This window comes from Sphingomonas benefaciens, from assembly GCF_052907485.1.
In genome coordinates, this window is sequence record NZ_JBREIC010000001.1 from 1,447,599 (window position 1) to 1,459,756 (window position 12,158).

13 protein-coding genes and 1 tRNA gene are annotated in these 12,158 nt (G+C 69.6%); 11 read left to right on the top strand and 3 right to left on the bottom strand.

What is annotated here, in order from left to right; genetic code table 11:
- Window positions 1-109 precede the first annotated feature (109 nt).
- Entirely contained in the window at window positions 110-1,888 is a 1,779-nt protein-coding gene (locus ACU5AX_RS07145) for an ABC-F family ATP-binding cassette domain-containing protein (protein ID WP_446690222.1), read from the top strand.
- Between the two features lie 122 nt (window positions 1,889-2,010).
- Here ACU5AX_RS07145 and ACU5AX_RS07150 read toward each other — a convergent pair whose 3' ends face one another.
- Complete coding sequence (locus tag ACU5AX_RS07150; protein WP_446690223.1) at window positions 2,011-3,126, bottom strand: NADH:flavin oxidoreductase/NADH oxidase; 1,116 nt, start codon at window positions 3,124-3,126, stop codon at window positions 2,011-2,013.
- A gap of 159 nt (window positions 3,127-3,285) precedes the next feature.
- Between ACU5AX_RS07150 and ACU5AX_RS07155 the strand changes: the two genes are divergently transcribed.
- The 8 genes from ACU5AX_RS07155 (at window position 3,286) to ACU5AX_RS07190 (ending at window position 9,337) form a co-directional block, all read left to right on the top strand.
- Window positions 3,286-3,549 carry a DUF6356 family protein gene (locus ACU5AX_RS07155; protein WP_446690224.1) on the top strand — a complete coding sequence of 88 codons (264 nt, stop codon included), beginning with the start codon at window positions 3,286-3,288 and terminating at the stop codon, window positions 3,547-3,549.
- Window positions 3,550-3,562: 13 nt separating this feature from the next.
- Window positions 3,563-4,915, top strand: coding sequence for an FAD/NAD(P)-binding protein (locus ACU5AX_RS07160; RefSeq protein WP_446690225.1), 1,353 nt, complete (start codon window positions 3,563-3,565; stop codon window positions 4,913-4,915).
- Window positions 4,916-4,988: 73 nt separating this feature from the next.
- Window positions 4,989-7,073, top strand: a complete 2,085-nt coding sequence (locus ACU5AX_RS07165) for a response regulator (protein ID WP_446690226.1) — start codon at window positions 4,989-4,991, stop codon at window positions 7,071-7,073.
- Between the two features lie 181 nt (window positions 7,074-7,254).
- Window positions 7,255-7,500, top strand: coding sequence for a translation initiation factor IF-1 (gene infA / locus ACU5AX_RS07170; protein ID WP_055844981.1), 246 nt, complete (start codon window positions 7,255-7,257; stop codon window positions 7,498-7,500).
- A gap of 37 nt (window positions 7,501-7,537) precedes the next feature.
- Window positions 7,538-8,122, top strand: a complete 585-nt coding sequence (locus ACU5AX_RS07175) for a Maf family protein (RefSeq protein WP_332837867.1) — start codon at window positions 7,538-7,540, stop codon at window positions 8,120-8,122.
- Window positions 8,115-9,059, top strand: coding sequence for a ribonuclease (locus ACU5AX_RS07180; protein ID WP_446690227.1), 945 nt, complete (start codon window positions 8,115-8,117; stop codon window positions 9,057-9,059). Before ACU5AX_RS07175 ends, ACU5AX_RS07180 begins: the two co-directional genes overlap by 8 nt.
- Window positions 9,056-9,232, top strand: a complete 177-nt coding sequence (locus ACU5AX_RS07185; RefSeq protein ID WP_446690228.1) for a DNA gyrase inhibitor YacG — start codon at window positions 9,056-9,058, stop codon at window positions 9,230-9,232. The genes ACU5AX_RS07180 and ACU5AX_RS07185 overlap by 4 nt, the downstream gene beginning before the upstream one ends.
- A 29-nt stretch (window positions 9,233-9,261) precedes the next feature.
- A tRNA-Phe gene (locus tag ACU5AX_RS07190) sits at window positions 9,262-9,337 on the top strand.
- Window positions 9,338-9,411: 74 nt separating this feature from the next.
- On the opposite strand, the gene ACU5AX_RS07195 is transcribed toward ACU5AX_RS07190, so the two are convergent.
- On the bottom strand, window positions 9,412-9,639 hold the full coding sequence (locus tag ACU5AX_RS07195; protein WP_198352006.1) for a hypothetical protein: 228 nt from the start codon (window positions 9,637-9,639) through the stop codon (window positions 9,412-9,414).
- Between the two features lie 90 nt (window positions 9,640-9,729).
- Window positions 9,730-9,915 (bottom strand): hypothetical protein, encoded by a 186-nt coding sequence (locus tag ACU5AX_RS07200; protein ID WP_198352005.1) that lies wholly within the window; start codon window positions 9,913-9,915, stop codon window positions 9,730-9,732.
- Window positions 9,916-10,124: 209 nt separating this feature from the next.
- Between ACU5AX_RS07200 and ACU5AX_RS07205 the strand changes: the two genes are divergently transcribed.
- Window positions 10,125-11,477 (top strand): DUF418 domain-containing protein, encoded by a 1,353-nt coding sequence (locus ACU5AX_RS07205; RefSeq protein WP_446690229.1) that lies wholly within the window; start codon window positions 10,125-10,127, stop codon window positions 11,475-11,477.
- A gap of 51 nt (window positions 11,478-11,528) precedes the next feature.
- Window positions 11,529-12,086 carry a DNA-3-methyladenine glycosylase gene (locus ACU5AX_RS07210; protein ID WP_446690230.1) on the top strand — a complete coding sequence of 186 codons (558 nt, stop codon included), beginning with the start codon at window positions 11,529-11,531 and terminating at the stop codon, window positions 12,084-12,086.
- The last annotated feature ends 72 nt before the right edge of the window (window positions 12,087-12,158 follow it).

Sequence of the window (12,158 nt, forward strand, 5' to 3'; positions counted from 1 at the left end):
TCATGCCGGCCAAGATAGGAAGGCGCAGCTTTGTAGGACAGCGGTTATCAAGCCGCGCCGGTCGGATAAGCTTGCTCCCCTGCCCGCCACCCCCTACCTCGCGGCGCCTATGGCTGCCCCCATCCTTTCCTACGAAGACCTTGGCCTGATCCAGGGGTCCGGCTGGCTGTTCCGCCATCTCGACATCCATATCAGCGCGCGCGACCGACTGGCGCTGATCGGGCGCAACGGCGCCGGCAAGACGACGTTGCTGAAGCTGCTCGCCGGCACGATCGACAGCGACGAGGGCCGGCGCACCGTCGTGCCCGGCACGCGCGTCGTCATCCTCGAACAGGAGCCGAGTCTGGCCGGCTGCGCGACGCTCGCCGATTACGTGCTGGGCGGCGACAATCCGCCCGAGCGGCACGAAGCGGACGCCATCGCCGACCAGCTTGGCATCGACCTGTCGCGCGACGCCACGTCGGCGAGTGGCGGCGAGCGGCGGCGCGCAGCGATCGTGCGGGCGCTGGCACAGGATCCGGACGTGCTGCTGCTCGACGAGCCGACCAACCATCTCGACATCGCCGCAATCGACTGGCTGGAGGACTGGCTGAACCGCTGGCGCGGAGCCTTTGTCGTGATCAGCCACGACCGCACCTTCCTGACCCGGCTGACCAAGCAGACGCTCTGGCTCGACCGCGGCCAGATGCGGCGCAGCGAAGTCGGCTTCGGCGGCTTCGAGGCCTGGACCGAGGCGGTCTATGCCGAGGAACAGCGCGCTGCCGAAAAGCTCGACGCCAAATTGAAGATCGAGGAGCATTGGCTGCAGCGTGGCGTCACCGGGCGCCGGCGGCGCAACCAGGGACGACTTGCCAAGCTGAAGGAGATGCGCGCGACCCGCGCCGCGATGACCGGGCCGCAAGGGTCGGCGAACCTCGTCACCGGATCGGACGATGCCAAGACCAAGGTGGTGATCGACGCGCTGCACGTCACCAAGGGTTATGGCCCGCGGACGGTGATCCGCGACCTCTCCTTGCGCGTCACGCGCGGCGACCGGATCGGCATCGTCGGCCACAATGGCGCCGGTAAGACGACGCTGCTGCGGTTGTTGACCGGCGAGCTGGCGCCCGACAGCGGCGAGGTGAAGCTGGCCAAGACGCTCGACGGCGTGGTCATCGATCAGCAGCGCAGCCTGATGGCGCCGGAGAAGACGGTGCGCGACGTGCTCGCCGACGGTGGCGACTGGATCGACGTGCTCGGCGTGCGCAAGCACGTCCACGGCTATCTGAAAGAATTCCTGTTCGATCCCAGCCTGGCGGAGGCGAAGGTCGGCACGCTGTCCGGCGGCGAGCGGTCGCGCCTGCTGCTGGCGCGCGAGTTCGCCCGGCGATCGAACCTGCTGGTGCTCGACGAGCCGACCAACGATCTCGATCTCGAGACGCTCGACCTGTTGCAGGAGGTGATCGCCGATTACGACGGCACCGTGCTGATCGTCAGCCACGATCGCGACTTTCTCGACCGGACGGTGACGGTGACCCTCGGCCTCGACGGGTCGGGGACCGTCGATGTCGTCGTCGGCGGCTATGAGGATTGGGAGCGCAAGCGCAAACCCAAGGCGGAGAAGAAGACCGAGAGCAAGAAGCCGGTCGAGGCCCCCGCCCCGGCGCAGCCCCGTACCAAGCTGAGCTACAAGGACCAGCGCGACTTCGATCTGCTGCCCAAGCGGATCGAGGAGATCGACCGGTCCGTGGCGGCAAAGGAAGCGACGATGGGCGATCCGGGCCTGTATGCGCGCGATCCGGCGGCGTTCGACCGGCTGGGCAAGGAGATCGCGGCGCTCCGCGACGAGAAGGACGCGGCGGAGATGCGCTGGCTGGAATTGGCGGAGATGGTCGAGGGGATGGGGTGATCTGGTAGAAGCCCCTCCCCTTCAGGGGAGGGGTTGGGGTGGGGCCTGTCCTCAAGCGCAGCGTCCGTGGCGATGCCCCACCCCCTACCCCTCCCCTGAAGGGGAGGGGCTTTGGATCACACTCAACTCTCCGCGCTGCCCTCCACGTCGAACAGATGCCGGTATTGGCGCGGCTGCGAGCGGAGATACTGGTCGGGCGCCTTGACCCGCGCGCCGAGGTGGGCGGCGGCATGCCAGGGCCAGCGCGGATCGTAGAGGATCGTCCGTGCCAGCGCGATCAGATCGGCGTCGCCGGTGCCGACGATCGCCTCCGCCTGTTCGTAATCGGTGATCAGGCCGACCGCGACGACCGGGATCGCCACCGCCTGCTTGACCGCCCGGGCGAGCGGCACCTGATAGCTGGGCCCGACCGGGATCTGTTGGCGCGGATCGAGGCCGCCGCTCGACACGTGGATCGCCGCGCAGCCCCGTGCCTCCAGCGCGCGTGCGAAGGCGACGGTCTGCTCCGCGTCCCAGCCGCCCTCCACCCAGTCGGTGCCGGAGACGCGCACCGTCACCGGCTTGTCCGCCGGAAAGGCGGCGCGTACCGCGTCGTACACCTCGAGCGGGAAGCGCATCCGGTTGTCGAGGCTGCCGCCATAATCGTCGTCGCGGGTGTTGCTGAGCGGGGAAAGGAATTGATGGAGCAGATAGCCGTGCGCGGCGTGGATCTGCACCGCGTCGATGCCAAGCCGCGCGGCGCGGCGCGCCGAATCGGCGAAGGCGTCGCGGATCGTGGCCAGCCGCGCCGCGTCGAGGGCGACCGGCGGATGTTCGTCCGCGGCGAAGGGCACGGCCGACGGCGCCTCGGTCTGCCAGCCGTCGGGGGCGTCCGGGGCGATTTGCTTGCCGCCCTTCCACGGCAGGTCGGTCGACGCCTTGCGGCCGGCATGGGCGAGCTGGATCGCGATCGGCATGTCGGAATGACGGCGGACGCTTTCCAGCACGCGCGCCATCGCAGCCTCGGTCTCGTCGTCCCACAGGCCGACGTCGCCATAGGTGATCCGCCCCTCCGGCACGACCGCGGTCGCCTCGATCGTCAGCAGCGCCGCGCCCGACAGCGCGAGATGGCCAAGGTGGATCGTATGCCAGTCGGTCATCCGCCCCTCGTCGGCGGAATATTGGCACATCGGCGCGATGACGATGCGGTTGGCAAGCGACAGGCCGCCGACGGCGAGCGGTTCGAAGAGTTTGGACATGGCGCGCACTACGTTCGAGCGGGCGATCGGTGCCCTGCCCGATCAGCCACGGTCGATCCGGCATGACGGGTCGGGTGCGGGTCGAGGTGAACGGCGCCCCTCACCCCTTGCGCCCCGACGGCTCGCACCGGTAGCCTGGCGCCACGGAGGTGACCGACGATGCGACCCCTGCCTGCCACGTTCGACACGCTGTTCGCCGCGCATCCGCGCCGCGTCGGCGAGAGCTATCTGGCCCATGCCCGCACTGCCATGGGTTTCGGCGCGACGATGATCGTCGGCGGCGCGGCGTGCATGATCCACGGCCTCGTCCCGGCGGTGTTCACCACCACGGGCAGCGACACCGTCCGGCGGCTGCATGCGCGGATGGGCGGGCGGGCGCGCGAGGCGCAAGAGGCGGGAGCCGGTCTCTGCTACGACATCTGAACGCGGATCGCGGATGATCCGCCACGTCGCGATCGTCGGCGCGGGCTTTTCGGGGACGTTGCAGGCGATCAACCTGCTGCGCCACGACGGGCCGCGCGCGACGCTGATTGAGCGCGCGCCGGTCGCGGGGCTCGGCGTCGCTTATGGTGCGGCACAGCCGAGCCATCTGCTCAACGTCCGCGCCGGCAACATGAGCGCCTTTCCCGACGATCCCGACCATTTCGTCCGCTGGCTGGGCGGGCGCGGCATGGTCGACGCCGCGGGGACGTTCGTGCCGCGCGTCACCTATGGCGCCTATCTGCGCGACCTGCTGGAGGAGGCCCGCGCGCGCGCCGGCGACCGGCTGACCGTGGTCCAGAACGACGTCGCCGACATCGTCGCGGCGGACGAGGGCGCAAGCGTGATGTTGGCGGACGGCGAGCGGATCGCGGCGGACGCGGCGGTGCTCGCGGTCGGCAACCTGCCGCCGCACGATCCGCCCGGCCTCGATCCGGCGACACTGTCGACGCGCTATCGTAACGATCCCTGGGCGCCGGGGCTCAGCGACGGGCTGAGCGATGCCGACACCGTGCTGGTCATCGGCACCGGCCTCACGATGGTCGACGTCGCGCTGACGCTCGACGCGCAGGGCTTCGGCGGCCGGATCGTCGCCGTATCGCGGCGCGGGCTGCTGCCGCGCGAACATGCGCCGCCCGCCCCCAATCCGGACCGCCTGCGCGAGCGCCCGGCGACCGTCGCCTCGGACCTGGTGGGGATGGTCCGCGATCGCGGCGAGCGGATCGGCTGGCGCCAGGCGGTCGACGAACTGCGCCCGTTCACCCAGGGCATGTGGGCCAATGCCAGCGGTGCCGAGCGGGCACGCTTCCTGCGCCACCTGCGCCCCTGGTGGGACGTCCACCGCCACCGGATCGCACCGCCGGTCGCCGCCCGGCTGGCGGCGATGATCGCGGACGGCCGGCTGCACCTCGTCGCCGGCAAGACCGCCGGCTTCGTCGAGCGACCCGACGGCATCGCGGTGACGTGGCGGCCGCGCGGATCGGACACGACCGAGATCATCGTCGCGCAACGGATCGTCAACTGCACCGGGCCGCAGGGCGACCTGTCCCGCACCACCGAGCCGCTGCTGCGTCGCCTCGCCGATCGCGGCACGATCCGTGCCGATGCCGCCCGGCTGGGCATCGACGTCGACGCGGAGGCGCGGACGATCGCCGCCGATGGCGCGGCCAACGACTGGCTCTATGCGCTGGGGCCGATGACGCGCGGGGCTTTCTGGGAAATCGTCGCGGTGCCCGACATCCGAACGCAGACCTGGGCGGTGGCGCGCAAACTGTCGAATGCGCATTGGGTTGGAGGCGAAGGGCTCTAGCCGCAGGCGATGCAATGAGGGGATGCGGCGCAAAGCGCTTCTGCCGCGTTGGCGGCGTCGATATGGAAGCCCGATGATCGCCGCCGCCCCGCCCGAATCGGACCTGCCCGCCGCACTCGGCTTCCTGCGCGGGGGCGGACTGGCGACCGAATTGATCCTGGCGCGCGACTGGACGACGCATCCGCTGGGGTCGCCCGCGGGCTGGCCGAACGGCCTCAAACAGGCGCTGGGACTGGTGCTCCATTCGCCCGAATCGATGATCCTCGCCTGGGGTCGCGACGAACTGTTCTTCTTCTTCAACGAGACCTATTGCCCGCTGCTCGGGCCGCGGCTCGACTGGGCGATGGGCGCGCCGTTCGCCGAGGTGTGGGCGGATGCCTGGGACCAGGCCAAGCCGATCATCGACGACGCCTTCGCCGGGCGCAGCAATCGCTTCGTCGACTTGCCGTGGAAGCTCGACACCGATCGCGGACTGGCGGACACCTGGTGGACCTTTTCCTATTCGCGCGTGCTGGACGAGCATGGCGAGATCGCCGGCCTGTTCATCTTCACCAACGAAACCACCGCCCGCGTCCTCGCCGACCGCGCGCTGGCGCGGAGCCAGGCGGAACTGAGCGCGCTCAACGCGACGCTGGAACGCCAGGTCGAGGAGCGCACCGCCGAACGCGACCGGATGTGGAACACCTCGCCCGACCTGATGGTGGTGCTGTCGCCGGACGGCATCTACCGCCGGATCAATCCGGCCTGGCGGACGGTGCTCGGCTATGAGCCCGGCGATGTCCTCGGCCATTTCGTCACCGACTTCACGCACCCCGACGATATCGCGCCCACCGAAGTGGCGCTTGCCACCGCCCAGGTCGGCCAATTGCCGAATTTCGAGAATCGGTTCCGCCACGCCGACGGCGGCTATCGCTGGCTGCAATGGGTCGCGGCGCCCGGACCGGACGAGATCTTCGCCGTCGGTCGCCACGTCACCGACGCAAAGGCGGCGGAAGCGCGGTTGCAGGAGACGGAGGCGCAGCTCCGTCAGGCGCAGAAGATGGAGGCGGTCGGCCAGCTGACCGGCGGCATCGCGCACGACTTCAATAACATGCTGACCGGCGTCATCGGCAGCCTCGATCTGCTCAGGCGGCGGCTGGGCGCGCATGGCGACCCGCGCATCGACCGCTATATCGATGCCGCCACCACGTCCGCACAACGGGCGGCCGGGCTGACCCAGCGGCTGCTCGCCTTTTCGCGACGGCAGGCGCTCGACGTGCGCGCGACGGACGTCAACGCACTGGCGATCGGCATGGAGGAGCTGCTGCACCGGACGCTGGGCGAGAATATCGCCCTCGACCTGCATCTCGCCGGCGATGCCTGGCCGGCGCTGACCGACGGCAACCAGCTGGAAAGTGCGCTGCTCAATCTGGCGATCAACGCACGCGACGCGATGCCCGACGGCGGCCGGCTGACGCTGGCGACCGGCAATGCGCCACGCGGCAGTGCGCCGGCCGCCGCCTTCGACGGCGTCGAGCCGGGCGATTACGTGATGGTGTCGATGACCGATACCGGCACCGGCATGCCGGCCGATGTCGCCGCCCGGGCCTTCGACCCCTTTTTCACCACCAAGCCGATCGGCGTCGGCACCGGCCTCGGCCTGTCGATGATCTACGGCTTCGTCCGCCAGACCGGCGGCCGGGTGCGGATCGTCACCAAGGAGGGCGAGGGCACGGCGATCCACATGCTCCTGCCGCGCGCGGACACGGACCCCAAGCCGACCGTCGCGCCGATCTCGTCGCCGATGGCGGCACGACCGGGCGAGAGCGTGCTGCTGGTCGAGGACGATCCGGCGGTGCGGATGCTCGTCGCGGACCTGCTCGGCGATCTCGGCTTTCGCGTCCGGCAGGCCAGGGACGGCACGGCGGCCCTGACCGAACTGGAAGCCATGCCGCGCCTCGACCTGCTGATCACCGATGTCGGGCTGCCCGGCATGAACGGCCGCGACCTCGCCGATCTGGTGCGCGCGCGTCATCCGGCGCTGAAGGTGCTGTTCATCAGCGGCTATGCCGGAAAGGCGACGATGCTGGGCGATTTCCTGGCCGAGGGTATGGAGCTGGTGTCGAAGCCGTTCGACATCGACGCGCTGTCGGCCCGTATCCGCGCGATATTGGGCTGAGCGGCCCCGCCTACCCCGAAACCGTGCGGAAAGAGCCTGCCGGCGCTTGTCGGACGCCGCATCCGCGCCCATATGAGGCAGGCGCCGCAATCGATCATTGCCGCGCATCCCCTGCGCTCGCCTTTCCTTTTTCGGTCTTCTCGGCTAAGGGCGCGCGCACTTAGCGCGAAAGAGACACCGTTTGGCGAAAGAAGAACTCCTGGAAATGCGCGGTCGCGTGGTGGAATTGCTCCCCAATGCGATGTTCCGCGTCCAGCTGGAAAACGATCACGAGATCCTGGGTCATACCGCCGGCAAGATGCGCAAGAACCGCATCCGCGTGCTGGTCGGCGACGAGGTGCTGGTCGAGCTGACCCCCTATGATCTGACCAAGGGGCGGATCACCTATCGCTTCATGCCGGGTCGCGGCGGCCCCGGCCCGTCCTGATCCACGCGATGCCGGTGTCCGCTTGCGAGCGCCGCTCGTGAGCGCGCCCGCACCGTCCCTCGTCCTCGCCTCGTCCTCGCCGCGCCGGCGGGACCTGTTGACGCGGATCGGCGCCGCGCCGGCGCGGGTCGCCGCGCCCGAAATCGATGAATCGCCGCAGCCGCGCGAACTGCCGCGCGCCTATGCCCTGCGCCTGGCGGTGGAGAAGGCGCAGGCGGTGTCCCGCGCGCCGGACGAGATCGTGATCGCCGGCGACACGACGATCGCCGTCGGGCGCCGCATCCTGCCGCCGGCGGACGACGAGACGATCCAGCGCACGCTGCTGGGCCTGCTGTCCGGTCGCCGCCACCATGCGCTGTCCGCGATCTGCGTCATCGATCGTGCCGGCACCGTCCGCACCCGCCTGGCCGACACGATCGTCGCGTTCAAGCCGCTCTCTCCGGCCGAGATCGACGCCTATGTCGCCAGTGGCGAGGGCCTCGGCAAGGCGGGCGGCTATGCGATCCAGGGACGGGCGGAGGCGTTCGTCCGCTTCCTGCAGGGCAGTCACTCTGGGGTGATCGGCCTGCCGCTGTTCGAGGCGCGCGCGCTGTTGCAGGCGGCGGGGCTGCCGCTTGGCTGAATGGCTGTATGAGGCCGGGATCGGCGAGGAACGCGCCGCCCTGGTCGATGACGGCGGCCGGATCGTCGCGGCGGCGATCGCGCTGCCCGATCGCTTGCGGCTGGGCGCTGTCGTGACCGCTCGGTTGGTCGAGGCGCTGCCGGGCGGGGCCGGTCGGCTCGACATCGACGGTCGCGAGGCGCTGATCGCCCGCCTTCCCGCCGGCGTGACGCAGGGCGCACGATTGACCGTGGCGATCACGCGCGAGGCGATTCCCGAAGCGGGGCGCCCCAAGCCGCCGCGCGCCGCCGCCACCGACGCGCCGCTCGGCGAGGGGCCGGATCTGCGCGCCCGCCTGGCGGAAAGCGGTCTGCCCGTCCGGCCACTGCCTGCGCATGCCGCGGACGCGCTGGAGGCGGCGGGCTGGTCCGAATTGCTGGAAGAAGCGACGAGCGGCGAGATCGCCTTTACCGGCGGTGCGCTGCGGATGACGCCGACGCCTGCGATGACGCTGTTCGACGTCGATGGGCCGCCGCCGGTCGAACCGCTGGCGATTGCCGCAGCGCGCGCGGTAGCGGAAGCGATTCGGCGGCACGACATCGGCGGGTCGATCGGCATCGATTTCCCGACCGTGGCCAACAAGGCGGCGCGCCAGACGATCTCCGAGACGATCGACGCGCATCTGCTGCCGTCATTCGAACGGACCGCCGTCAACGGCTTCGGCTTCCTGCAGATCGTCCGGCCGCGCCCGCGGGCGTCCGTGCCGGAATTGCTGCGCGCCGACCCCGTCGGCGCCGCGGCCCGCGCGACGCTGCGCCAATTGGAGCGGGAGCCGCCGGGGTCGCCTCGCGCCCACCGACTGCCCGCCGCCGTCTATGACCGAATCACCGCCACGCCGGACTGGCTGACCGAATTGGCTCGCCGCACCGGCCGGCTTCCACGATTGGAACGCGCATGACCGATACCCGATGCCCGATCTGCGACGCGCCCACCGATCCGGCGCATGCCCCCTTCTGCTCGCGCGGCTGCAAGGACCGCGACCTGTTGCAATGGCTGGGCGAAGGCTATCGCGTGCCGGTTCGTGACGAAGAGGTGCACGACGGGCTGGACAGCCGCGGATCCCGCGACTAAAGGCCGCGCTTCCGAACGCGGTTCGGTATGCCCAGGTAGCTCAGTTGGTAGAGCATGCGACTGAAAATCGCAGTGTCGGCGGTTCGATCCCGTCCCTGGGCACCATCATCTGAGTATATGGACCACCGGGGCCGGCTGGTGTCGATCGTCTGATGCTTCCCGCCCTATCCGAACTGGAATCAGCTCGGATGCGCGCCGCTTTCGGCAGCCTCCGGACTGTCGTCGGTGGGGACCGGGGTGTCGGTAACGAGCCGCTGATCGCCGGGCCCGACTTCGGGATCGGCGCTTTCGGACAGACGCATCTGCTCATAGGCCATTTCGAGATCGGCCGGACCCGATCCCGTTGGCTGGATCGGCAGGTCGCCGAAGCTTTCGATCTCGTGCGGACCTGGGTTTGGGTCGGACATGGCGCGCTCCTTCATCTGTTCGCTGCCTCTCCAACGCGCGAGCCGCCGTTCTGCTCACCGTGACGTCGCCGGCACGGCGCGCCCGCCGTCTCAGGGCAGATTGGCGATCGCCGTGTCGACGTTGCAGGCGGCAAGACTGACCGCCGGGTCCTCGCTCGCGTCGAGCAGCGCCAACGCCTCGATGAGCAACATGCGCGCCGTGGCCATCATCTGTGCAGGCGACACGCCCTCCGCCACCGTATCGACCTGCACCGACCGTACCGCCGCACTTGCCATCGCACCCACCCCTGCTGATCACCTTGATGATCGACCGATAATGTACGTTGGTTAACGGATCGTAGAGACGGACCGAAATGGACTGGTAAATGTTCGATACGAACGCTTCTTGTATCGGGACATGCCGACCGGAAGTTAATCATTGGCGCGCGCGGCAACCCGTCGCAGTGTTAGCCCGCCGGGGATCATGTTTGTCGAGGAAAGTCCGCGTGCCGCCGCGTTCCGATCATCATGCCAATGCCGCCAGCCGATTGCCTCTTGCGCCCGCCAGCGTGTCGGCCGACCGCATCCACACGCTCGACGTGCTGCGTGGCGTGGCGATCTGCGGCATCCTGCTGATGAATATCTTCGGCATGGGGGGCGTGACGTCCGTGCCGGTGACCCATTTCCCGATCGGCTGGACCGCGGAATGGGTCACCTGGGGCGTGCAGAGTCTGTTCGTCCAGGGTGCGATGCGTGGACTGTTCACCCTGCTCTTTGGCGCCAGCATGCTGCTGATGCTGCGTCGGGCGGAAGGGCCGGGCGGCAGTGCCGCGCCGCTGGACGTCTGGACGCGGCGCTGCCTGGCACTGATGGGGTTCGGCATCGCCTTGTGGCTGGTGTTCCTGTGGCCGGGCGAGATCCTGTGGAATTATGGCATCACCGGCCTGTTCCTGCTCGCCTTCCGCACCGCCCCTCCGCGTACGCTGATCGCCGCAGCGCTGCTGCTGATCGCCGGACTAGGTGCCAACGACGCCTATTGGACACGCCAGCAGGCGGCGCAGTGGCAACAGGGACACGAAGCGGCGGCCCTCGTCGCCCAAGGAGAGGCGATCGACGCGGACCAGCGTGCGGCGCTCACGGCGGCCGAAGCGGAACAGGCGCGCATCCACCCCTCGCCGACCAGCATCCGCGACAAGATCAGCGAGCGGACGCGTGCCCGGTCGCTGTGGCGCTGGAGCGAAAATTACTGGTTCGGCGCCAATCTCGGTTTCACCGGCTGGCTCGACATCGCCGAAAGCCTGGCCTTCATGTTGATCGGCATGGCGCTGTTTCGCGCCGGCATCCTGACCGGCACGGCACCGGTACGGACCTATTGGACGATGGCGATCGCCGGCTATGGCGGTGGCCTGGTCCTGCGCGGATTGCATCTGTGGCTGCTGGTGCGCAGCGGCCTCGACATGGGTACGCCGGGTACCCCGCCGATCGTCTGGGCATTGATCGAAGGCGCGTTCCAGCCGGCGCGGCTGCTCGTCACGCTCGGCCATGCCGGCACGATCGTCCTCCTCTTCCGCAGCGGCGCGCTGGGCGAGGCGAAGACCGTGCGGTCGCTGGGGCGGATGACGCTGAGCGTCTATTGCCTGCAGGCGCTGCTCGGCGCGCTGCTCTTCTATGCGCTCGGAATGGTCGGGCTGTTCACCCTGCCGCAGCTGTGGCTGATCGCGATCGGTATCTGGATCGTCTCCGCGATCCTGTGCCGCTGCTGGCTGGCGCATCATCCCATGGGCCCGGCCGAAACGTTGCTGCGTCGGATCGCCTATGGCAGCGCGCGCGCCGCCGCCGCCCGGACGGCGCCCGTCTGATCCGGCGATCAGGGCTGGTCATCGCGGCCTTAGTGTCGCAGCGGTCGTCCGGTGAGTGATCCCCTGCCCCCCGCCTTTTTCGATCGAGACGTCGTGACAGTGGCGCGTGCGCTGGTCGGCGCGACGCTGCTGATCGACGGCGTCGGCGGCGCCATCGTCGAGACGGAGGCCTATGCCGCCGACGATCCCGCCGCGCACAGCTTCCGCGGCCCGACACCGCGCAACGCGGCGATGTTCGGGGCGCCCGGCCGTGCCTATGTCTATCGCAGCTATGGGCTGCACTGGTGCCTGAACCTCGTCTGCCGGCCGGGCAGCGCGGTGCTGATCCGGGCGGTCGAACCGGAGTTCGGGCTGGATCGGATGGCGGCGCGACGCGGACTGGCCGATCCGCGGCTGTTGTGCGCCGGGCCGGGCCGGCTGTGCCAGGCACTCGGCGTCGACAAGGCGCTGGACGGCGCGCCGCTCGATCGGCCGCCGTTCCGGCTGCTCGCCGCGGACGGTCCCGTCGACATCCACGCCGGACCGCGGATCGGGATCAGCGTCGGGGTCGAGACACCGTGGCGCTTCTGCCGGACGGGATCGCGTTTCCTCAGCAAGCCGCCGCGCTGACACACAGCGATCCTATGGGACCCTCCATGCTGCACCTGCGTTGGGGCGCGGCATAGCAAAGGGGTTCCGTCT